Origin of the sequence: Streptosporangium sp. 'caverna' (assembly GCF_003203775.1) — a bacterium.
GTDB classification, from domain to species: Bacteria; Actinomycetota; Actinomycetes; order Streptosporangiales; family Streptosporangiaceae; genus Streptosporangium; species Streptosporangium subroseum.
Map to the genome: position 1 here is coordinate 4,933,583 of NZ_CP029711.1, position 21,888 is coordinate 4,955,470.

18 protein-coding genes and 4 pseudogenes are annotated in these 21,888 nt (G+C 67.0%); 10 read left to right on the forward strand and 12 right to left on the reverse strand.

Features of this window, described 5'->3' with window-relative positions; all coding sequences use genetic code 11:
- Nucleotides 1-24 precede the first annotated feature (24 nt).
- The 3 genes from DKM19_RS21735 to DKM19_RS21745 are packed head-to-tail and all read right to left on the reverse strand — an operon-like array spanning nucleotide 25 to nucleotide 3,067.
- The gene (locus tag DKM19_RS21735) at nucleotides 25-858 is read right to left on the reverse strand and encodes a carbohydrate ABC transporter permease (protein ID WP_110697869.1); all 834 of its coding nucleotides are present in this window, start codon (nucleotides 856-858) and stop codon (nucleotides 25-27) included.
- The gene (locus DKM19_RS21740) at nucleotides 855-1,733 is read right to left on the reverse strand and encodes a carbohydrate ABC transporter permease (protein ID WP_204358924.1); all 879 of its coding nucleotides are present in this window, start codon (nucleotides 1,731-1,733) and stop codon (nucleotides 855-857) included. The genes DKM19_RS21735 and DKM19_RS21740 overlap by 4 nt, the downstream gene beginning before the upstream one ends.
- Nucleotides 1,734-1,762: 29 nt before the next feature.
- Nucleotides 1,763-3,067 carry an ABC transporter substrate-binding protein gene (locus tag DKM19_RS21745; protein ID WP_110697873.1) on the reverse strand — a complete coding sequence of 435 codons (1,305 nt, stop codon included), beginning with the start codon at nucleotides 3,065-3,067 and terminating at the stop codon, nucleotides 1,763-1,765.
- 212 nt (nucleotides 3,068-3,279) lie between these two features.
- Here DKM19_RS21745 and DKM19_RS21750 point away from each other — a divergent pair, with 212 nt between their 5' ends.
- Genes DKM19_RS21750 through DKM19_RS21760 form a run of 3 tightly spaced genes read left to right on the forward strand, consistent with a single transcriptional unit; the run spans nucleotide 3,280 to nucleotide 7,384 of the window.
- Entirely contained in the window at nucleotides 3,280-4,272 is a 993-nt protein-coding gene (locus tag DKM19_RS21750) for a hydroxyacid dehydrogenase (RefSeq protein WP_110697875.1), read from the forward strand.
- Nucleotides 4,273-4,313: 41 nt separating this feature from the next.
- Nucleotides 4,314-6,314, forward strand: coding sequence for a glycoside hydrolase family 36 protein (locus DKM19_RS21755; RefSeq protein WP_110705876.1), 2,001 nt, complete (start codon nucleotides 4,314-4,316; stop codon nucleotides 6,312-6,314).
- Nucleotides 6,315-6,325: 11 nt separating this feature from the next.
- Nucleotides 6,326-7,384: a LacI family DNA-binding transcriptional regulator gene (locus DKM19_RS21760; RefSeq protein ID WP_110697877.1), complete on the forward strand. Its 1,059-nt coding sequence runs from the start codon at nucleotides 6,326-6,328 to the stop codon at nucleotides 7,382-7,384.
- A gap of 80 nt (nucleotides 7,385-7,464) precedes the next feature.
- Here DKM19_RS21760 and DKM19_RS21765 read toward each other — a convergent pair.
- Nucleotides 7,465-7,758: pseudogene (locus tag DKM19_RS21765) on the reverse strand (DDE-type integrase/transposase/recombinase); the annotation flags it as partial.
- Nucleotides 7,759-7,977: 219 nt separating this feature from the next.
- Between DKM19_RS21765 and DKM19_RS21770 the strand changes: the two are divergent.
- The 3 genes from DKM19_RS21770 to DKM19_RS21780 all read left to right on the forward strand — a co-directional run bounded on the left by DKM19_RS21770 (nucleotide 7,978) and on the right by DKM19_RS21780 (nucleotide 12,125).
- Nucleotides 7,978-8,439: a MarR family winged helix-turn-helix transcriptional regulator gene (locus tag DKM19_RS21770; protein WP_110697881.1), complete on the forward strand. Its 462-nt coding sequence runs from the start codon at nucleotides 7,978-7,980 to the stop codon at nucleotides 8,437-8,439.
- A gap of 515 nt (nucleotides 8,440-8,954) precedes the next feature.
- The gene (gene wrbA, locus DKM19_RS21775) at nucleotides 8,955-9,572 is read left to right on the forward strand and encodes an NAD(P)H:quinone oxidoreductase (protein WP_110697883.1); all 618 of its coding nucleotides are present in this window, start codon (nucleotides 8,955-8,957) and stop codon (nucleotides 9,570-9,572) included.
- A gap of 267 nt (nucleotides 9,573-9,839) precedes the next feature.
- Nucleotides 9,840-12,125: an LLM class flavin-dependent oxidoreductase gene (locus DKM19_RS21780; protein WP_110697885.1), complete on the forward strand. Its 2,286-nt coding sequence runs from the start codon at nucleotides 9,840-9,842 to the stop codon at nucleotides 12,123-12,125.
- Nucleotides 12,126-12,159: 34 nt separating this feature from the next.
- Here DKM19_RS21780 and DKM19_RS51860 read toward each other — a convergent pair whose 3' ends face one another.
- Entirely contained in the window at nucleotides 12,160-12,480 is a 321-nt protein-coding gene (locus DKM19_RS51860) for a hypothetical protein (RefSeq protein ID WP_239514373.1), read from the reverse strand.
- 11 nt (nucleotides 12,481-12,491) lie between these two features.
- On the opposite strand from DKM19_RS51860, the pseudogene DKM19_RS21790 reads away from it, so the two are divergent.
- The 3 genes and pseudogenes from DKM19_RS21790 to DKM19_RS52995 all read left to right on the forward strand — a co-directional run.
- A pseudogene (locus DKM19_RS21790) lies at nucleotides 12,492-12,669 on the forward strand (IS256 family transposase); the annotation flags it as partial.
- A 298-nt stretch (nucleotides 12,670-12,967) separates the two neighbouring features.
- Nucleotides 12,968-14,179 (forward strand): tyrosine-type recombinase/integrase, encoded by a 1,212-nt coding sequence (locus DKM19_RS21795; protein ID WP_110697887.1) that lies wholly within the window; start codon nucleotides 12,968-12,970, stop codon nucleotides 14,177-14,179.
- A 70-nt stretch (nucleotides 14,180-14,249) separates the two neighbouring features.
- Nucleotides 14,250-14,375, forward strand: a pseudogene (locus DKM19_RS52995) (IS30 family transposase); the annotation flags it as partial.
- Here DKM19_RS52995 and DKM19_RS21805 read toward each other — a convergent pair.
- The 5 genes from DKM19_RS21805 to DKM19_RS53000 form a co-directional block, all read right to left on the reverse strand.
- Complete coding sequence (locus DKM19_RS21805; protein ID WP_110697889.1) at nucleotides 14,326-14,532, reverse strand: Mur ligase family protein; 207 nt, start codon at nucleotides 14,530-14,532, stop codon at nucleotides 14,326-14,328. The pseudogene DKM19_RS52995 and the gene DKM19_RS21805 overlap by 50 nt on opposite strands.
- A 35-nt stretch (nucleotides 14,533-14,567) precedes the next feature.
- Nucleotides 14,568-14,984 (reverse strand): hypothetical protein, encoded by a 417-nt coding sequence (locus DKM19_RS21810; protein ID WP_110697891.1) that lies wholly within the window; start codon nucleotides 14,982-14,984, stop codon nucleotides 14,568-14,570.
- Complete coding sequence (locus DKM19_RS21815) at nucleotides 14,981-15,262, reverse strand: hypothetical protein (RefSeq protein ID WP_110697893.1); 282 nt, start codon at nucleotides 15,260-15,262, stop codon at nucleotides 14,981-14,983. Before DKM19_RS21815 ends, DKM19_RS21810 begins: the two co-directional genes overlap by 4 nt.
- A gap of 382 nt (nucleotides 15,263-15,644) precedes the next feature.
- Nucleotides 15,645-16,577 carry an aldo/keto reductase family oxidoreductase gene (locus DKM19_RS21820; RefSeq protein WP_110697895.1) on the reverse strand — a complete coding sequence of 311 codons (933 nt, stop codon included), beginning with the start codon at nucleotides 16,575-16,577 and terminating at the stop codon, nucleotides 15,645-15,647.
- Between the two features lie 422 nt (nucleotides 16,578-16,999).
- On the reverse strand, nucleotides 17,000-17,443 hold the full coding sequence (locus DKM19_RS53000; protein WP_110705877.1) for a WD40 repeat domain-containing protein: 444 nt from the start codon (nucleotides 17,441-17,443) through the stop codon (nucleotides 17,000-17,002).
- On the opposite strand from DKM19_RS53000, the pseudogene DKM19_RS21830 reads away from it, so the two are divergent.
- A pseudogene (locus DKM19_RS21830) lies at nucleotides 17,363-18,000 on the forward strand (IS5 family transposase); the annotation flags it as partial. The gene DKM19_RS53000 and the pseudogene DKM19_RS21830 overlap by 81 nt on opposite strands.
- Nucleotides 18,001-18,008: 8 nt before the next feature.
- Here DKM19_RS21830 and DKM19_RS21835 read toward each other — a convergent pair.
- The gene (locus DKM19_RS21835) at nucleotides 18,009-18,656 is read right to left on the reverse strand and encodes an HAD family hydrolase (protein WP_110697897.1); all 648 of its coding nucleotides are present in this window, start codon (nucleotides 18,654-18,656) and stop codon (nucleotides 18,009-18,011) included.
- Between the two features lie 359 nt (nucleotides 18,657-19,015).
- Nucleotides 19,016-21,841, reverse strand: coding sequence for an NACHT domain-containing NTPase (locus DKM19_RS21840; protein WP_110697899.1), 2,826 nt, complete (start codon nucleotides 21,839-21,841; stop codon nucleotides 19,016-19,018).
- Between the last annotated feature and the right edge of the window lie 47 nt (nucleotides 21,842-21,888).

Sequence of the window (21,888 nt, forward strand, 5' to 3'; positions counted from 1 at the left end):
CTCGGTCCTGTGAGAAAACGGCCGTCAGCGGAGGGAGCCCATGAGGATCCCGCTGCGCCAGTACTTCTGCAGCGAGAACATGAACAGCGCCAGCGGGATGATTGACAGCAACGACCCGGTGATGACCAGCGAGGTCATGTCGCGGGCCGACAGCACCTGCGCGTTCCAGGCGTACAGGCCCAGCGTCACCGGGAAGGTGTCCTCACCGGTGAGCATGAACAGCGGCAGGAAGAAGTTGTTCCAGATGCCGATGAAGTCCAGCATGAAGATCGTGACCGCGCCTGTGGTCATCAGCCGCAGACCGATCCGGGTGAAGATGCGCAGCTCGCCGGCCCCGTCGATGCGGGCGGCCTCCAGCAGCGCTGTTGGCACGGCGCTGTCGGCGTAGACGCGGCCGAGGTAGACCCCGAACGGGTTGACGAAGTAGGGGATCAGTACCGACCACACCGACCCCACCAGGCCGATCTTGGAGAACAGCAGGTAGAGCGGGAGCGCCAGCAGCGCGCCCGGCAGCAGCGAGGCCCCGATGGTGGCGGCGAAGAGCGCGCCCCTGCCCCGGAAGTCGAACTTGGCCAGTCCGTACCCGGCCGCGACCGAGATGATCGTCGCGCCCGCCGCGCCGACGCCCGAGTAGACGATCGAGTTCCAGGTCCAGCGCAGGAACAGCCCGTCCTTATAGGTGAGCACCTCGCGCAGGTTGTCCCATAGATGGAAGTCGGCGAACCACAACCCGAACGTGCCGTACATGTCGCCGGTGCTCTTGGTGGCTGACACCAGCAGGAACCAGGCGGGCGCGATGGAGTACAGCAGGAACAGCACCAACAGCAGGGTGGTCAGCGTGACCGATCGCCTGGTCATGCGAACCTCCTGTTCGTGATGCGGTAGAAGACGAAGGCCAGCAGCCCGGTGACGACGGCCAGGATGATCGACAGGGCGGCGGCGTAGCCGTAATCGTTCTGGCTGAACGCGGTCCGGAAGATCATCAGCATCGGGGCGAAGTCGGTGGAGATGGCCTGCGGCCCGACCTGGCGCAAAATCAGCGGCTCGCCGAACAGCTGCAGCCGGCCGATGAGCGAGAACATGCCGGTCAGCACGAGGATGCCGCGCAGGTTGGGCACCTTGATCGACCAGGCGATGCGCCACTCGGAGGCGCCGTCGATGCGCGCGGCCTCGTACTGCTCCGGCGGGATCGCCTGGAGCGCCGCGTAGATGAGGATCATGTTGAGGCCGAGGCCCTGCCAAGTGAGCAGGTTTCCGATCGTCCAGAACGCGTCGATCGGCCGGTCGAAGGTGAAGTCCCACACGACGTTGAGCGGGCTGGTGGTCGGGCTGTAGAGGTAGAGCCAGATCAGCGTTCCGACCACGCCCGGGATCACGTACGGGATCAGGAACCCGACCCGGAACAGTCGCGTCGCCCGCGCCGCCACGCTGTCCAGCAGCAGCGCCATGCCCAGCGAAAGCGCCAGCATGACGGGGATCTGCACGGCGCCGAAGACGATCACCCGGCCCAGGCCGGCCCAGAACGCCGCGTCCGCCAGCCCCTTGATCAGGTTGGCCGCCCCGGCGAAGACGTTCTGAGCCCCGCCGAAGCCCAGCCCGGACCGTTTGATCTGGAACATGCTCTGGAAGATCGCGTATCCCACCGGCACGACGTAGACGGCCAGGAATCCGGCCACGAACGGCGCCGTGAACAGAAATCCCTTGTAGGCTCCGCGCGGCCGGTGGGCAGCCACGGTAGTCGGCGAGCGCCTCAGCATCGGGCTCAGGCACCTGCCGTCGCGTTGATGCCCTTGGCCTTGAGGTCGTCGAGGGTGAACTGCTGCAGCCGGTTCACCATCTCGGTAACCTTCATCTTCTTGCCGAGCACCTCGGGCCAGAGCTTCTGCATTTCGGCGTACATGGTGGCGTAGTTGGGACCGTGCTGCCAGGTCGGGTTGACCGTCTGTGCAGCCTGCGCGATCACTCGGGTGCTGTCCACGTCGCCGAACATCTTCTTCGGCGCCAGGTCGGCCAGGTACGGATTGACGTCCTTGAGCGCGGGGAAGAACCCAGCGCCCGAGTTCGGGTCCGACAGCGCCTTGACCGGCGCGGGATCGGTGGCCAGCCAAGCGGCGAACCGCACGGCCTGCTCGGGGTGCTCGCAGCCCTTGAGCACGACCGCGTTGGTGAACCCGCCGTCGGTGGACGGGCTCGCCCCGGTGTACTGCGGGAGCTGCGCGAGCGCCCACTTGCCCGCTGTCTTCGGGAAGTTCTGCGCGTAGATCGGGAGCTGCCAGGTCGAGGTGCCCATCGAGATGGTGGTGCCGTCGTCCCAGGTCTTCCACACGCCGGGGTCGGCGTAGGAGGCCGAGGAGAACAGATCGTGGTCGATCAGCCGTTGCAGCACGTCGGCGGCCTTGAGCGTCGCCGGCGAGGTGAAGTTGATCTCCCAGTGGTCGCCCGCCGCCTTGTACCAGGTGGCGCCGGCCTGCCAGGACAGGCCCACGAACGTGCTGGGGTCCTCGCCGGCCATGTTCCAGATCTTGGTGCCCTTTCTGGCGGCGGCCGCCTTCTCCCCCGTCGCGATCAACTCGTCCCAGGTTTTGGGTACCTGCAGGCCGTACTCATCGAACAGGTCGGTCCGGTAGGCGTAGAAGTTCGGGGCCGAGGCCTGTGGCAGGCCCACGGTGATGCCGCCGGGGCTGACCTGGTTCCAGGCGGCCTGGGTGAAGGTGTCCTTGAGCGGGGCCGTGTAGGCGCCGACGTCCTCCAGCAGCCCGTCGGCGGCGAACGTGACGGTGTTCATTGCGTCCATCCGGGCCAGGCAGGGCGCGTTGCCCGCCTTGGTCGCCGCGCGCATCTTGTCGTAGGCCAGGTCGCCCGCCACGTTCGTGTACGTCACGTGCACGTCGGGGTGGGCCGCGTTCCATGCGGCGACCTGCTTGTCGACGCCCGCGGTCCAGCTCCAATAGTCGATCTGCACTGGACCCGTCGGCTTCTGCGCCGTGGCCGGGCTCTGGTCCTGGCCGGAGCAGCCGGTCAGAGCGGCCGCCAGGATCGCGGCCACTGTCGCAGCCGTCCGTTTCATTTCCCGCCTCCCATATAGAAACCGATCGCTGCGAACGCTACGACTGTGCGGCGTCTACCACAAGAACGCGTTACATATACGTTACAGAGGAGGCGCAGACACGCCTGCTCACTGCCGATATGCGTTTCGCTAGTTCGCCGTTGACCAGAGTCCTGTGTACTCCTACGGTAGACACCGGTTTCTAAAAATCCCTCGAATGGAGGCCCCAGCCCGTGCTTCACCGCCCGAAGGCGTTGTTCGCCATGCGCGCGGAACACCTCGCGATGCTCTTTCCCGCACCCGCCCTGGAGCGGCTGCGGGCTATCGCCGACATCGACGTGTCGCTGGTCGCCGAGCACTTCGACGACCCGCGCCTGGCCGAGGTGCTCCCCCGCGTGGACGTCCTGATCACCAGTTGGGGCTGCCCACCGCTCGACGAGGGATTGCTCACCGCCGCGCCCCGGCTGCGCGCCGCGCTCCACGCCGCCGGTTCGGTCAAGAGCCTGGTCACCCCCGCCTGCTGGGAGCGTGAGCTGCTCATCTCCTCCGCCGCCGACGCCAACGCCGTCCCCGTGGCCGAGTACACCGTCGCGGCCGTACTGCTGGCGGGCAAGGACGTGTTCACGCTGCGCGAGGGCTACCGGCGACGGCGGTCCTTCACGCTCGGCGAGATCCAGCCATCGGCCGGCAACTACGGCCGGCGGGTCGGCATCGTCGGGGCCTCCCGCATCGGCCGTCGGGTAATCGAGCTCCTCGCTCCGCACGACCTGAAGCTCTGCCTGTACGACCCCTACACCCAGGTCGACGGCATACAGCAGGTCGAACTGGAGGAACTGCTGAGCTCCTGCGACATCGTCAGCCTGCACGCCCCCGCCAATGACGAGACCTTCCACATGATTGACAGGGACCGCCTCGCGCGGATGCCGGACGGCGCGGTTCTGATCAACACGGCCCGGGGATCCCTCGTGGACACCGGCGCACTCATCGCGGAGCTGTCGGCGGGACGGCTGTCGGCGGTGCTGGACGTGACCGAACCGGAGCCGCTGCCGCCCGACTCACCGCTGTTCGACCTGCCCAACGCCTTCCTCACCCCGCACATCGCCGGCTCTCACGGCAACGAACTCGCCCGCATGGGAACCACCGTTCTCGACGAGTTGGAGCGGCTGGTCTCCGGCTTTCCTCTCGCCCACCAGGTGACACACGACGATCTCGACAAGGTGGCCTGAATGACACCGCACACCGTTCTCGTGGAGCAGCCGTGAGCACCATGAACTGGCACGGACTGCGCTTCGACCTTGCCGAGGACGGACCGCCACGGCTGCTGGCGATCGGCGGCCTCGCCGGCGCCGGCCGGGCGGCACTGCCCGTGGTCGAAATCGAGATCACCGGCACCGGCAGGAGCGGCACCGCGGGCAAACGGCACGTGGACGGTGTCGCATCCCTCCTCCTGTGCTATACCTCCCATGAGGTGGACAACGACCGGCTCGTGATCAGATCACAGGGCGGTGGCCTGCGCGTCGCCACGTGGTACGAGGCCTACGGCGCGGTCGTGCGCTGCTGGACGGAGGTGACCGCCGAGCGGGACATCCTTGTCGAGCATGTCTCCTCCTTCGCCTTCGCGGGCCTGTCCCACCACTGCGAGACCTGGACCGCGAGCAACCCGTGGAGCGGCGAGTTCCGCTGGTCCGGCGGCACACTCCAAAACCATGGCCTGCCGGACGTCGGCATGACGAGATACGGCCAGACAGGCACCAAGAATCGCATCGCGCTCACCAGCACAGGTTCCTGGCCGTCGTCGGAGCACCTGCCGATGGGCTGGATCAACGGCCCGCACGGCACACTGGCCTGGCAGATTGAACACAACGGCCCCTGGCACGCCGAGCTCGCCGACCGCTTCGGCGAGATCTACCTCCTGCTGTCGGGCCCCTCCCAGCGCGAGCACAACTGGTCAGCGCGGCTGGCGCCAGGCGAATCCTTCACCACCGTCCCCGCGGCCTTCACCCTCGCAGGCGACTACGAGATGGCCATCGCGGCGCTGACCGGCTATCGCCGCGCTCTGCGCCAGCCCCACCAGGACAACACGGACCTGCCGATCGTCTTCAACGACTTCATGAACTGCCTGATGGGCGATCCGACCACGGAACGCCTCCTACCCTTGATCGCCGCGGCATCCCGAGCGGGCGCCGAATACTTCTGCATCGACGCCGGCTGGTACGACGACGAGCTCGCCGGGCCAGGCGCCGGCGGCGTACCCGGCTGGTGGGACACCGTCGGCCACTGGGAACCCTCCACCGAGCGCTTCCCCAACGGCCTGGCCGAGGTCACCGACGCCATCAAAGCCGCAGGCATGATCCCGGGCCTGTGGCTGGAGCCCGAGATCATCGGTGTCCGCGCAGAGGTAGGCCTCCCCGATGAGGCATACCTGCGGCGGGATGGGCTGCGCCTCACCGAATGGGGACGTCACCAGCTCGATCTCAGCCATCCCGCCGCCGCCGGGCACTTGGACGCGGTCGTGGATCGGCTGGTCGCGGAGTTCGGCGTCGGATACTTCAAGTTCGACTACAACATCGACATCGGACCTGCCGACCGCCTGCTCGAGCACAATCGCGCCTACCTGGCATGGGCCGGGCGCGCCATGGACCGCCACCGCGGTCTGGTGATCGAGGCATGCGCGGCCGGCGGGATGCGGCTCGACGGCGCCACCTTGCGGACCTTCCCCGTGCAGTCGCTCACCGACCAGCAGGACGACCTGCTGCTTGCGGCCATCGCCGCCGCCGCGCCCACGGCCGTGCCGCCGGAGCAAGGCGCGGTCTGGGCCTACCCGCACGGCGATCCAGCGATGATCACGTTCGGGCTGGTCAACGCCATGCTCGGCCGGATTCACCTCAGCGGCCGGCTCGATCTCCTGGACCCCGCACGACTGGCCCTCGTGGCCGAGGCCATCGCCGTCTACAAGGGCTACAGGAAGGACCTGGCGAAGGGCGCCCCCCGCTGGCCGCTGGGTCTCCCCCGCTGGGATGCCGATCAGATCGCGCTGGCCATAGACTGCGGTGAGGTGGCATACCTCGCAGTGTGGCGCAGACACTCCCCCTCAGACGTGATCGACGTGCCCTGGCCGGCGGGTTATGATCTCACCCCGCTGCTGCCTGGGACGGCGGAGGTCCGCTGGGAGGCCGATGCCTTGCGCGTCACCCTACGCGAGCCCTGCTCAGCCGCACTGCTCCGCCTGTCGAAAACCGTGGAAGGCAAGCCTTGTCGCGAAAACTAACCTCCAAAGGTGTGAGCGGCGACGAAGATCGTGTCACCGTCCGCGACGTGGCTGCCCGGGCAGGCGTTTCGGCCACCACCGTCTCCCGGGTGATCCAGGGCGACTACCCGGTCGCCCAGTCCACCAGGACGCGGGTGTTGCGGGCGATGCGCGAGCTCGACTACGTGCTCAACGTGCACGCCCGTGCCCTGTCAGGGGCCAGCACGAAAATGGTGGCGTTCGTTCTCGACGACGTCACCGGCCCGTCCTTCGCCTATGTCGCCAAGGGCGTCGAGCAGCAGGCTACCGCCGAGGGGCGGCTGTGCATGGTGTGCACCACCCATGGGGACCCGGCGCGCGAACTGGCCGTCGTGGAGGCCATGCGCGAGCAGCGGGCCGACGCCGTCATCTTGGTCGGAGGCGGCTCCCTCGACGACTCCTACATCGAACGCATGACGCACTTCGCTCACGCCCTGGACAAGGCGGGCTCCAGATTGGTGCTGTGCGGCCGCCCCCCGCTGGGCCGTGACGTGCCCACCACGGTGGTCGAGTACGACAACGAGGGCGGCGCGTACGCCATGACCAGCCACCTGCTGTCGCAAGGGCACCGGCACATCGTCCTGCTCGGCGCCGACCACCCCGACAACACCAGCACGACCAAGCGCGATCGGGTCCGGGGATTCGTCCGAGCCCACGAGTCCTTCGGCGTGCCGCACGATCCCGATCTGATCATCCCCGCCGGCTTCGGCCGGGCCGACGGCTACGAGCAGGCGCGGCGACTGATCGCACTGGGGGCGACGTTCACCGCCGTGTTCGCGGCCACCGACATGGTCGCCATCGGCGTTCTCGCCGCCCTGCGCGAGGCCGGCCTCCGGGTGCCGGAGGACGTCTCGCTCGCAGGCTACGACGACATCCCGTTCGCCGCCGACCTGGAGCCCGGCCTCACCACCGTGCACATCCCGACAGAAGAGCTCGGGCGGACAGCGGTCCGGCTCGCACTGAACCGCGAGGAACGCCAGCACGTGGTCCTCGGCACCCACATCGTCGTCCGCGACTCCGTCCGCCCGCCCAGCCGCAACCCGGTCGGCTGACACAGTGGCAGGCGTGGGCTCTGGTGAGCGACGAACGGGGCCGATCTCGGATCTACGGCGGCAGTTCAGATGTGAGGCCAGGCCGACGGGACGAGATCGTCACGCACGGCGGGGCAGACCGGGGCGGCGTCGGTGACGACCTCGGCGGGTGTCACCTTCAGCGTCCGCAGGATCCGGTTGAAGAACCGACGAGCCGCGGCGGCGTCCCGGCGGGCGGAGACGAGTACGTCGATGACCTGTCCGTGCTGATCAATCGCCCGGTAGACGCAGCGCCCCACACCGTTGACTTTCACGTAGGTTTCGTCCACGAATCACCGGTTGCCCGGTGAGTGCCGGGTGAATCGGGTGGCGTCGGCCAGCAGGGGGGTGAACCGCTATACTCACCCGCCGCTGGGTCGTGGAACAGACCATCGTCCTGCTGCACTGGTTCCGGCGCCTGCACATCCGCTGGGAGATCCGCGACGACATCCGCGAAGCGTTCCTTACTCTGGCCTGCGCCATCAGAGTCCGTACCTCATTGAGGTAGGATTTCTTAGAACCCCACAGGATGATATGTCAGTGACGTGTCACCCCCTTCGGTTAGGCTTGATGCCATGGCTGATCCCGAGTGGCTGACGGAGCGCGAGCAACGAGCATGGCAAGGCTTCCTCACCATGCGAGAGGAAGTAACGCGCCGGCTGAACCGCCGACTACTCCTCGACTCCGGTCTCTCGGAACCGGACTACGCCATCCTGGCCACGCTTTCCGAGGCTTCGGAGGGCCACCTCCGCATCCTCGAACTGCGGGAGCGCCTCATGTGGGAGAAGACCCGTCTCACCCACCAGCTCTCACGCATGATCAAGCGTGGGCTGGTCGAACGCCGACCCCCCGATCCCCGCGGGACGTACGTCGCCCTCACGGCCAAAGGCCGCGAAACCATCCTGGCGGCCGCCCCGCTTCATATCGCCTATGTGCGCCGCTCGTTCATCGAGGCGCTCAGCCCGGTTCAGCTCGACGCCTTGGCCGCCATCTCCGAAACGGTACTGAAGCACCAGCGAGGCAACCCCGAGGAATGAGCGAGGCGTGAGCGCGGCGCGAGCGCGGCGCTGCCGACCTCTCGGACATCCGGGGACGTAGCGCCGCTGATACCGCCCACCTCATCCTGGTCGAGCGGCAGCAGTTTAGGGTGATTCGTCACTCTTGCGCACTCCATGAATAGGCCATGAGCCGCCCCCGGCAGGGGCAGTGGTCGAGCCCTCGGTATGCCGCCCCAATACACCGATACCGCGAAGCGAACGCAGGTAGGCGCAATAGGCGCAGGTGGCAGCCCATCGGGATATGGACACGACGGCGGAGGGATCGCCGGACCCAGCACATCCCGACGCCACCCCGGTGACTCCTGGCCACCCGCGGCGTCGGTTGTGTTCCACGCCACACGTTCTCAATGGGTGATACATCACCCAACAATAGGTTGATGTATCACCCTCTGGGGGGTTAGCTTTAGAACAGACGCCCGCACCTTGCGGGGAACACAACCCCACCGCTGCGCGCTGTCCGCACGCAACAGCGGTCACTAAACGAAGGACCCCTGATGCACGATCCCGTCAAGCTCGCCATCGTCTACTACTCGTCGACCGGAACCGGCACCGAAATCGCGAAGGCGGTCGCTGCCGGCGCCGAAAAAGCGGGCGCCGAGGTGCGCATCCTCAAGGCCGCCGAACTGGCCCCGCAGACAGCCATCGACAGCAACCCGGCCTGGGCTGCCCACCATGTCGACACCGCCCACCTGCCGGCCCCCACGCTCGACGACATGGAGTGGGCGGACGCGGTGATCTTCGGATCTCCGACCCGGTTCGGCAACGTCGCGGCACAGCTGAAGCAATTCATCGACACCCTCTCCCCCTTGTGGGGTGCGGGCAAGCTGTCCAACAAGGTCTACAGCGGCTTCACCTCCACCGCCACCCTGCACGGCGGACAGGAGTCCACGCTGCTGGCTCTCTACAACACCATCCACCACTTCGGCGGCGTCATCGTCCCGCCCGGATACACCGATGCGGTCAAGTTCGCCGACGGCAACCCCTACGGCACCTCGCACTTCGACGCTCAGGGCACCATCCCGGTCGGCGAAGAGACCCGCGCCTCCGCCCGCTACCAGGGCGAGCGTGTGGTTCGGTTCGCGAAGGCGCTCAAGCTGGGCCTCGACGCCTGACCTCCCCCGAGCGCCGCCGGTCCCGGACAGCCGGCGGCGCGAAGGACCAACCGGCGCACCGCCGGACGGTCCGGAGTCCCCGCGGAGATCCGGCGGGTCGTCTGCACGACGAACGCCATCGATTCCTCATGAGCCTCGCCCCACCGGCCAGGACGCAGACGCTGGACCATGCAATGGAAACCCCCACTCCAGGCCTTCGACATCGCCTTCGACGGCCGGCTCTCCATCGGCCGCCGCTAACTCACACCACACGAGATACACGGTCACATGCCCGACTATTTGCACTCCCTCAGCTTCGGCACCTCCATCACCCCGGCGAACGGCAAGCCCGGCGGTGCCCCGGCACTCGCCCGGCTCAGCGAGCAACTCGGCTACAACTTGGTGACGTTCCAGGACCACCCGTACCAGCCGGCCTTCCACGACACCTGGACGCTGCTCACCTGGGTTGCGGCCGTGACCGAGCGGATCCATGTCGCGCCCAACGTCCTCAGCATCCCCATGCGGCCGCCGGCCGTGACCGCCCGCGCGGCCGCGAGCCTGGATCTGCTGTCCGGCGGGCGCTTCGACCTCGCCCTCGGCGCAGGGGCCTTCTGGGACGCCATCGAGGCGATGGGCGCCCGGCGCCTGACCCCTGGTCAGGCCGTCGACGCGCTCGGCGAGGCGATCGACGTAATGCGTGGTATCTGGGCGGCCGGGGAGCGGGCCCCCCTGCGGGTGCCAGGCACGTACCACCACGTCGACGGCGCCAAGCGCGGCCCCGCGCCGGCCCACGACATCCCCGTCTGGATCGGTGCCTACAAGCCGAAGATGCAACGGCTCATCGGCCGCAAGGGGGACGGCTGGCTGCCGTCCACCTTCTACCTGAAGCCCGGCGAACTCCGCACCGGCATGCGGATCATCGACGAGGCCGCTGCGGAGGTGGGCCGGGACCCGCGGGAGATCCGGCGACTGCTGAACGTCTCGGGCACCTTCACACGCGACGGGCGCGGCTTTCTCGACGGTCCCGGCACGCAGTGGGTCGAGGACCTGCTGCCCTATGCCCTCGAAGACGGCGTGAGCACGTTCATCCTCGCCTCCGACGATCCCGCCTCCCTCCAGCGGTTCGCCGAGGAGGTCGCGCCCGCCCTGCGCGAGGCCGTGGCCCGCGAGCGCGGCGGCGACGGCGACGGCGGAGGCGGAGGCGGAGGCCCTACGCTGCGCAGCACGGCCATCCGAGCCGCGCGGCGCCCCGGCATCGCGTACGACAACGTGCCCGCCACGCTCGCCTCGGCGGCGGTCGAGCCGGGTGACGCCCAGTACAACCGGGTGAGATCCACGTACATACGCGGCGGCTCACCCGGCCTCGTGCTGCGGGTACGGGACGCGGCCGAGGTCGCGGACGCGCTGGCGTTCGCGCGCGAGCACCCAGACCTACCCCTCGGCGTACGCAGCGGCGGACACGGCATCAGCGGCCGGTCCACCAACGACGGCGGCATCGTCATCGACGTCTCCGCGCTGAACACGATCGAGGTGATGGACGAGCGGACCCGGAGGGTCCGCATCGGCCCCGGTGCCCGGTGGGCTGACGTCGCTCAGGCCCTGGCCCCGCACGGCTGGGCGCTGAGCTCGGGCGACTACGGCGGGGTCGGCGTGGGCGGGCTCGCCACTGCGGGCGGTGTCGGATGGCTGGCGCGCGAACACGGTCTGACCATCGACCACCTCAGGGCGGCGGACATCGTGCTCGCCGACGGACGCACGGTCCACGCGAGCGCCGAAGAGAATCCGGACCTGTTCTGGGCGGTGCGCGGCGCCGGCGCGAACTTCGGCATCGTGGTGTCCTTCGAGTTCGAGGTCGACGTCGTCGGCGACGTCGCCTGGGCGCAGCTGGTGTTCGACGCGAGCGACACCGCCCAGTTCCTTGAGTCTTGGAGCGCGGCGGTCGAAGCGGCCCCCCGCGACCTCACCAGCAACCTGGTCATCGGCGGCCGGCGCCGCGGGCGGCCGGTGTACGCGCAGGTCCTCGCGGTGGTCGATTCCGACGACCCGGACACCGTGCTGGACCGACTGAAGCCCCTTGCCGGGATCGCCCCGCTGCTGGACCAGTCGATCCAGATCGTGCCGTACGCGGCAGTCATGGCGAACGTCAGGGACGGGGATCACCACGGTCAGGGCGAACCACATGCGCACTCGGGGCTCGTTGAGCACATTACCCCGGAGTTCGCGGCGGAGGCGGCCGAGCTCATAGACACCGGCGCGGCGTACTTCTTCCAGATCCGCTCTGTCGGCGGCGCGGTGTCCGACGTGCCGCCGGACGCCACTGCGTACGCGAACCGGTCGGCCAACTTCTCCGTGGTGGCCTTCGGTACGAACGCCTCCGGGCTCGACCAGCGGTGGGAGCGGCTGCGCCGCCACTTCACCGGGATGTATCTCAGCTTCGAGACGGGCCTCGACCCGGAGCGCATCGACATCGCCTTCCCGGGCGACACCCTGACGCGGCTGCGCGCGCTGAAGGAGCGGTACGACCCCGAGAACGTCTTCCGCGACAACTTCAACGTGCTCGGCGCGACTCCGTGACCGACCGCCGCGGGCCGACACGCGCCGCCGGGGCTCAATCGAATCCATCGCTGATGCTGAGACCGTGCGGGTCGAGCACATCCCGTACGAACTGTGTGTGCTGATCGCCCTGCGGGAGGCGCTGCGTCGGAGGGAGATTTACGTCGAGGGCGCTGGCCAGTGGCGGAATCCGGACGAGGACCTGCCCGGTGACTTTGAGGACAACCGCGACGTTCACTACGCCGCCCTGGCCAAGCCGGTCGATGCCGCGGCATTTATCGCCGACCTGAAGAAGCGGACGGCGGCAGGGCTGGACCGGCTGGACGACGCCCTGATCGCTGGCGCTACCGGCGGGGTGCGGATCGTCACCCTGCAAGGGACACCTGCAGTAATCCGATCAAGTCGACCTTCGCCACCGTCCGGCACCGGACCAAGGCCACCAAGGGGCCCGGCTCACGCGGCCGGGCTGGCGATGGCCTTCAAATTGATTGAAGCGGCTCAGGCCCGCTGGCGGGCGGTCAACGCACCTCACCTCGTCGCCCTGGTCCGTGCTGGCGCCACCTTTATCGATTGCTCCATCCGAAGCTGGCGCGCCAGAAGTGCCCTCGACTTCTCACACAGCGTCACAGCTCGTTGCTGTCAACGGCTCGCTGATGAAAAATCGCCCAACGCTGCGATACCGTGCCGCCGCAAGAACTGTGCCGCCGACGCGTCCGCGAAGAGGTTCCGGTGACGATCGTTGGCAGCCGCTAACGTTTCACTGATTGCGGGTACTGATCACGTCTGGCGTGGCGGTTGTTTGTCTCTCCTTTCATCCAGTCCTGTTACTACCTCGGCTCCGTCGCATCGTCAGAAAGCACCTCATGAGCCTCCATGACGTCCACTCTCGCCCCGCCGGCGACGAATCCGCCGCGCAGCCGCCCCGGCCGACGGTGTCGAGCGCGCTCGCGCCGCTGGCGATCTCCGGCGTCATCGTGCTGGACCGGCCCCGCGACCTCGACGCCGACGCCGAAGAAGCCGCCGAAGCGCAGCTGTACGCGCTGCTGGGACAGCACACCTCACCCCTCGCGCTGCCGGCCAAGGGCAGCCCACCGCCCGCCGGTAACGCCTACGAGTTGGCCGCGCTGCTGCGCACCGTGCAAGCACCCGAGCAGGCCCTGGCGGCCACCGCGGGCTGGCTGTCCTCGGAACGGCGCTCCTCGCCGGCCACCCAGCGCAACTACATCCGCGACGTCTCCTGGTGGCTGTGGTGGGTCCAAGCCCGCGGCCTGCACATCAGCGACGTGCCCTCCATGGAGACCGACCTGTACGCCGCGGCGATGCGCGCCGCCGGACTGTCGGCCAACACCCGCCGGGCCCGCATCTCGGCTGCGAAATCCTGGTACACCTACCTGCGCCGCGCCGACCTGGCGACCGCCAACCCGTTCGACGGGATGGAACCTCCCCGACGGGGCGCCTCCACCACCCGGTTCATCAGCGGCGAGCAACTGGACGACATGCTCGTGCACGCCGTACTCCACGAAAGCGCCCGCGTCCAAGCGATCTTGGCCGTGCTGATCGGCACCGCCTGCCGCATCAGCTCCCTGCTCAACGTCGAGGTCGGCCACCTCACCTACCAGGGCCGCCTCAGGGTCGTGAACCTGCCGGTCAAGGGCAGCCGCACCCACTCGGTCGACGTGCGCCCCTTCATCGGCGAAATCCTCGACGGTTATCTGGCCGAGCGCGGAAGCTCACCCGGCCCGCTCTTCCAATCACGTAACGGGCGGCCACTGCAGCGCACCTACATTCGCGACCTCATCCAGCGCATCGCCAAGGCCATCGGAGTCGCCGACCACAGCAAACTCTCCATCCACGGCATCCGCCACAGCGTGGCCACCGCCCTGCTGGAGGCAGGCGAAGAGCTGTCGGCGGTACAAGCCCTGCTCGGCCACGCCTCCCCCGACACCACACAGATCTACGCCCACCCCAAGTCGCTCAACCTCTCCCCTACCCAGCGCATCGATCAACGCCTGGCCGCAGCCGTCGAACGCCACACCCGGCACCATCCCGAGGGGCCGTTTGCCGGGGCACGATGAGCGCCGCGGTCCGCTGCAGCGTTTCGCGACTTTCGTGACGCCCCCACGCGCAGGCACGCGAGGCCGAAACGATCTCGCCGCTGTCGCCGCCGCCCTTAACAGCCGTCCCCGCAAGACGCTCGGCTGGCGTACTCCCGCCGAGGCGTTCAACGAGCATCTATGCTCGTTGACAGGCAGTGTTGCAATGACTCTTTGAACCCGAGCAGTTCACCTTTGGCTTCAGCATTGGCTTGTCGGCTGCCGAACTCACCGAGATGAGCGCTACCTATGTTGAGCACCACCGCGACGTGCGGACGCACCAGCGAGATCAGGTAAGCGAGGTCACCGATGTGCCGGGCCTCGAATATCGTCAACTGGGGCCATCAAACTCGTTCGCAGCCACCTGAACTCAGTTGCTCGGGTCTCGGCCGGAGAGCACCTTGAGCGAGATGCCAGGAGAAAGGTCCGCCCATAGGTGCGGGGTGGCGCTCAGAATGGGCCACTCCCCGGCGAGCGCCAGGATCAGGGTGTGCGCCTGTCCGAGATCGGCGTCCTTGGCATCACGCATCACATCGGCGAGGTAGAAGGCGAGCTGCGAGGTGAGATCGCCAGCCGGCGACGGGACCGTTATGCCCGTCTCCGTCAGGTGCCCGATGGTCTCCACCTCATGCAAGGTCTCGGTCGCGGCCAGCGCGTGCGTCAGCTCGCCGGTGGCGATCAGCAACGGACGAGAAGCGTCTTCGGCGCGCATCATCCAGGCCACCATGTACTGGTCCAGGCGCGCCCAGGAGGCGATCGCGCTGCGATCCAGCACCGCGCCGATCACGCGGCGCCCTGCGCGGTGCCGTCTTGTTCGGCGAGCTGGGCGTACAGGCCATCAGCCCACGCCTGTGCCTGCTGCCAGCCTTCGCCGTCGCGTTCGCGGGTCTGCTCCACTGCCCGGTGCAGGAACAGCGACGCGCGATGCTGACGCTCCATCCGATCTTGGACGGCTTGAGTGACATAGGCCGACACCGACTCGATACTGCCTTCTTCCGACAAGGACCGAAGGCGGACTGTCAGGTTCTTCGGCAGGCTAACGGTGATCTTCCCCACATTCGCCATACCAAAATCATGCCGCCAGAGGTAGCCTCTGCCTCTGCGACACGACAGCCTTCCCCCGATCCGCGAACCGCCGTCCGATACGTACCGCAGCACAGCTTGTGCCGCCTGTTTCCGATCTGTTGTAGTCCTATGGTGGCGAATGGGCGTCTAGGTAACCGTTGAGATTTGATATTCAGCGGCTGCAGCAGGTCTGGCGGATCGCGAGCACATGGACCGGGCTTGCTCGTCTCGACAGGTCGACTGTATGCACCTGTAGCGGGGCATGGTCATTGGAGGGGATCTACCGCGACTACGGCCGAGACATCTCCGTGGAGGAGACGATGGTCATCAGGCGCCGCCTCCGCAGGGGACGGCGCCCGATGGCGTCACCGGAGGGGACGGGTCACGGCACGGTGTGGCCTGCGGCGCGAAACAGCTCGTACCACTCGGGGCGGGTGAGCGGAATGTCCGACCCGAGGGCGGCGGCGGCCACGCGCCCGGGTGTGGTGGTGCCGAGGACGACCTGCATCTGCGCAGGGTGACGCGTGATCCAAGCAACGGCGATCGCCTCGCCCGGCACACCGTACTTCTCCGACAGGCGGTCGATCACGGCGTTCAGCTCGGGGTAGCGCTCGGAGCCGAGGAACGGACCGTCGAAGAATCCGGCCTGGAACGGCGACCACGCCTGCACCGTGATGTCATTCAGGCGGCAGTAGTCGACGATCCCTCCATCGCGGACGATCGACTGGTCCAGACCCTGCATGTTCGCCGCGACGCCCTGGGCGATGATCGTCGAGTGCGTGATCGACAGCTGCAGCTGGTTCGCGACGATCGGCTGCGTCACGTACCGGCGCAGCAGCTCGATCTGGTGCGGCGTCTGGTTCGAGACCCCGAACGCGCGGACCTTGCCCGCGGCCGACAACTCGTCGAACGCGCGGGCGACCTCCTCGGGCTCGACGAGCGCGTCGGGGCGGTGCAGCAGCAGGATGTCGAGGTAGTCGGTGCCGAGCGCTTCGAGCGAGCCGTTCACCGACTCGACGATGTGCTCATAGGAGAAGTCGAAGTACGGCCCGTCCTTGACGATGCCGGCCTTCGACTGGATGACGAACTGCTCACGCTCGGACGAGGTCAGCCTGAGCGCTTGGGCGAAACGGCGCTCGCAGCCGTGCACGCCGGTGCCGTAGATGTCGGCGTGGTCGAGGAAGGTGATTCCGGCGTCGCGCGCCGTGCCGACGAGCGTGCGCACCTCCTCGTCGGTCTTGTCCTGGATCCGCATCAGGCCGAGGACGACGTTCGGCACCACCATGTCGGTGCCGGGCAGGGTGAAGGTCTTCATGGATATCTCTTTCGATCGGATCAGGCGAACAGCAACGCGGAGCCGGCCGACGCACAGGCACGCACTGGGCACCGGCACGAGGTGGAGGGGGCGGCCGCAGCGAGGGGACTCACTGTGGAATCGACCAAATCGGTCACACTTCGCGCGATATGCTACATCGGCCGACATATCCCATTCCGATCCCGTCCCCTCAACGGTGACGTCGCGCTTGAGCCCGGCTGGCCGATGGGGTCGCGGGCAAGGATGCGGCCGATCTGCTGCAGGTGGCTTTCCTGCCGCCGCTGCTTTGGTACAGCTGCCCGGCATCCCGAGAGATTCGGATCGTCTCTGACCCACGACCGTTGATACTGCTGTGACCGCGAATTCACCTTCGCTGTCACAGCAAGACGCGTGCCGTCGGGCCATCATCGTGGCGATTTCTATCAGGCAGCGGGGCAGGTGGGCCGGTACGGCGCCTCGGGGATGTACTGCTGCCACTGCTGATCGGCGAAACCCTGGCCCGCGATGCCACAGACCGCTCGCAGGAGATTGTGCGGCAACGCCACATCCCAGACCCGCACCGTCCTGTCCCCTCCGGCGGAGGCCAGCCGGGTACCGTCCGGACTGAACACCACCGAGTACACCGGCTCAGTGTGACCAGTCAGCGGAGCACCGACTTGCTTACCGGTGGCCACATCCCAGACCCGTACCGTTGCGTCGTATCCGGCGGAGGCTAGCCGGGTACTGTCCGGGCTGAACACCACCGAGGACAGCGGACCGGTGTCGCCTGGCGCGACGTTCCCGCCGAGACCGTGGGCTGCTCCGGGGTGACGGCGTGGCGCCGACTGCGGGACTGGACCGAGGCCGACGTCTGGCCTCGCCTGCACGCCGCCCTGCTGACCGAACTACGCCGAGCGAACCTTCTGGACCTGGACGACTGTGCCGTGGACGGGTCCCACGTTCGGGCCCTCAGAGGGGGGACCACGTGGGCCCCTCACCCGTGGACCGTGCCCGTCCCGGCTCCAAGCACCATCTGATCGTCGACCGTTACGGAACCCCGCTCGCTGTCATGCTCACCGGCGGCAACCGTCACGACATCACCCAACTCCTGCCGCTACTGGACGCAATCCCACCAATCCGGGGCCTGCGGGGACGACCCCGCAGCAAGCCCCGACGCCTGTATGCCGACCGAGGCTACGACTTCGACAAGTACCGCCGGCTGCTGTGGAAGCGCGGCGTCAAGCCGGTGATCGCCCGACGCGGCGTCCCCCACGGCTCCGGACTAGGCAAAGTACGCTGGGTTATCGAGCGCGCCTTCGCCTGGCTGCACCAGTTCAAGCGGCTCCGCATCCGCTACGAGCGGCGCGCCGACCTCCATCAGGGCCTGCTCGACCTGGCCTGCAGCCTCATCTGCCTCCGGCGTCTGAGAACACACGCTGGATGATCAATAGATCACGTTCTGGGCGGTAGCGTCGCGGCTGGGAGATCCGGGAGCGTCAGACGCAGGCGGTGTGGCAGGTCGAAAACTGTGTCCAGCCGATGATGGAGCGGGACAGATGTCTTGCCCTGGGGATCGATCAGAAGCGCCTCCATGCCCATGCGGCGCGGGCCGACGTAGTCGGCTTCGTAGGAGTCGCCGATGAACCATACGTCCTGGGCTGAGACCGCGAGCTGGTGGAGTGCCGCCTGATAGATGTCCGCGTGGGGCTTGCGCCTGCTTACGTCCACGGAGAGCACGACTGCGTCCATGGAGTCGAATACCCCCATCGCCGCGAGCTGCTCAGGCACCATGGTCGGGCTGTGGGTGTTGGACACCACCGCCAGGCGAAACTCCGAGCTCAACCCTTTGAGCAGGACGTCGATACCAGCAGGGTGGCGCACTGCGGCACTCCACTCGGCGAGATAGGTCTTCACGAAAGCGCCCACCTGACCAGGCGTCGGCTCCAAAGGAAGCACCGCGCGCAGGAAGGCGGTCGTGACATCGGCCATGGAGAATTCACGGTCATCGAGCGCGCTGTCCTGGTCGAACCGAGCGGAGGTCGCGGACCAGACTTCCAGGAATCGCTCGTAACCCAGCTGTCCGCCGAACTCGTGCAGCAAGGCGTGGGAGCGCTGATAGCCCTGCTCGGCTCGGCGAGTAGTCGACGAGCGTGCCGAAGAAGTCGAATAGAAGATGCGTGGGACGACGCTGGATCATCTAAGGATCTTGCCAGGCCCGCGTGGCAGCTTAATAAGTAGCCCACAATTGGGGCCAACCTGCAGTCCGCCGTCCCAGGAACTCATTCTGAAACGATCAGTTAGTGGCCTGGTCGATACCACGCAGGCGTCGGTCCCGCCCGCATCACCGGCAACGACCCCGTCCTCTCCCCCGCTAGCCTGGCCCGATACTCCCGAAGCGATGCGCTCGTCACTGGCCGTCCCGTTGTTGCTCAAGCCCCACTGCCGCGCGCAGCAGTGGGCTACCGCAGGAGTTCGCCGACCGCTGCACGATGGACAGCAGGCAGAATGTCGTCGCGCAGCGCCTCGACGACAATCGGCTCGTGGGCCATGACGTGGTGCAGCGCCGCAGCCAGAGCCTTCGCCCCTTGCTCATCTACTAGGGCGGCCATGATGGTATACAGATCTTTCTCATCCGGACGCGTACCGTGTTGACTGATCCAACGGATCGCGGTGACAGCACTCATCACCGTGCCGAGCGCGTTCTCGGACAAGGGTTGGGTCGCTATTTCGTCGTCGAAGTCCACCCAGCCGTCAGACGGCGCAGGTGGCGTGCTGTCGCCTGGCCGTTTGAGAACCCCGGCCAGCCACCGGGTATCCGGTCGCGAACGGATCTCCTTGGCCACGGAGTGCACCATTTCTTGAAGGTTCTCCGCAGTACTTCGTGCGGTCTGCGATCCGCCGAGCGCGTCCCGTATCCCTTCTGCGACCGTCTGACGTTGCTGGTCGCCGCTATCAGCGAAGCGCAGCAGTATGCGGGCAATTGCGAGGAGATCGGGGGGTGTCGGTTCCTGTAGTGCTCGCAATCCGCGGGCGATGAGCCGGTCTCGCCACTTGGGCAAAGAGCGTGCCATCCCATCGTCGATGAGATCGAGTGCCAGCCTCGGCCCGATGGGAACGATGTTGCCCAGTCGAGTGTAGGCGTCGTCATCGATCGATTCCACGAGCTCGACCAGAGCCTTGTGCTCGTGGTCTTGGGGGGTGGAGAACAGCCGGCCGGCGGCGAAGATCCACGTGTTACGCCAGTGAGGGCTGGGAGCAGCTGTCCGCAGGCGCTCGATCACGACGTGCAGTGGTCCCGTGGTGAGGTGCATCGCGGCCATGAGTTCTTGCAGGGACCGCACGTCGAATCCGTAGCCTTCGTCTCCGCGGGGTGCGATAAGCACCAGGCGCCGGGTGGCAGCTGCGACGATCTTGGAATGCAGGTCCGCGTCGACGCCTGCGGGCTTGAAGCCGGCTTCGTGCAGTACCTTCCAGGTGAAGTCCTCCAGCTCCTGGTGGGTGAGGGTAGCGTTGGAGCGGTCGCCGGCTTCGCTGCGGGCCTGGAGCTCGAACCCGATGCGCTCGTGCAGCTGCTGAATCTGCTGCCCATGCTCTTGAAGAATCCGGGTGAAGCCGGTCTGCTTGTCCCGCTCTCGCTTGAAGACGATGTCGTAATAGCCCCAGAACAGGCTGAACCGGTCAGGCGCGAGGAGACCGGCCGCACCGGCGATGATCGTCATGATGAGCACCTGCAGCGGCGTACGCAGCAAGTTCCGTAGCGCCTCATCGTCGGCGGCTTTGTCCAACTGCCGGACAACCTTATCGATCCGGTCGAGATCGTTGCGGTACCGCACCCTGGTCACCAAGGTGCCGTAGCGCACAGCTTGGTGGGGTTCGAGGTAGTCCAGGTCGATACGCTCGAACTGCGTAGGAGCGATGTTCTCGGTGTAGCCGATCGGCCGGGTGGTGAGCACGACGAACAGGTCGCAATCGTCGGCTTCGGCGTTGGTGACCAGCTCGGTGACCCGCGCGATGAGCCGCTTGCGCACGGTGGGCTCGGTGACTTCGTCAAGTCCGTCCAGCATCAAAAACCAGGGCCAGTGTTTCATCCACGAGACAAGCGCACTGGGCATGACGTCGCCGAGATCTGAGCGCCTGGAGACGCGTTCGGCGATATAGCGGATCAGCGTGGAGTCTTCCTCGACCCCATGATCGTGGGCGTATTCGGCAAGATCGATGCGCATGGCCCAGCGCCGATGCTGGGGCAGTGCTCTGCCGAACCGCTGGAGCGCGTCCTTCATACCGGAGATCACTTGCCGGTGTTCCCCATTCAGGTCACTCGCACCGTCGAGCATGGCGGCCCGGTAGGCCTGGATGAGGAACTTGGAGATGGTGGTCTTCCCGTTACCAGGGGCGCCGGCAACGATGAGATGACGTGGGCCGCGGTGCGTGGTCAGTTTCGGCCGCAGCATGCGCTCACCGCGGTCGAGCACGTACTGGGTCACGCTCCCGCGCTCGACTCCGTTATTGAGTGTGACCGGTAGGTCGATGACGACGTCGTGAACGGGGAGACCTCTCCCGTCGCCGCTCCCGGCCTCGTCGAAGTAGATGGTGCCTTCGCCGATCAACGTGGTGCGGGCGTGAGCGCGCAGTCCTGTTTTGAGTTCCCTGACGGGAAGGGAACCGGTGAACTCGGCAAGGTCGGCGAACACGTCGGCTGCGGTGAGGAAGCCGGGGAAAGCCTGCCGCACGCCCGGATACAGATTCAGCAGGGTCTGGATCTGGTTGCCGTCCCACACACGCCACTTGCGCAATCGCGAGATACGGGCGAGCTTGGCCTTCCGCTCGGCACCCGTGCCGACATCGCGCCTGTCATCTGCCAGGCTGTTGATGTAGCGCTGGATGTTCTCGTTCAGGGAATCATGGCCGCCAGAGCCTGGTACCGGAGTCAGCGAGACGTTGGTGACGATCACGAGATGGTTAGGGACGGGGTTCCTGCCCGAGGAGGGATCAGCCCAGGTCTCGAGCTCTTTCCGGACCTGCCCCCACAGCCAGCTCGCATCATCGTCCGGTCGCGCGGCCAGTTGCTTCTTGTGCTTGACCTGGAAAACCGTGTATCCATCCCAGGCATCACCGGCCCGTTCATCGGTCTTCTGCCAGACGAGCAGACCCTTGTAGTACAGGTCTCGCCCCCCGTCGCGGCCCGCCCCCATCACCTGAACGCCCGCACCGAAGGTCTGCACGGCGAGCGCCGCCGCGAGATCTTGAAACCCAATAGGGCCCAGCTGCTCCAGGTTGTACGCCATTACGCGCCTTTCTCCCACCTGCGGGAGCCCGTATCGAGGGGAAATCC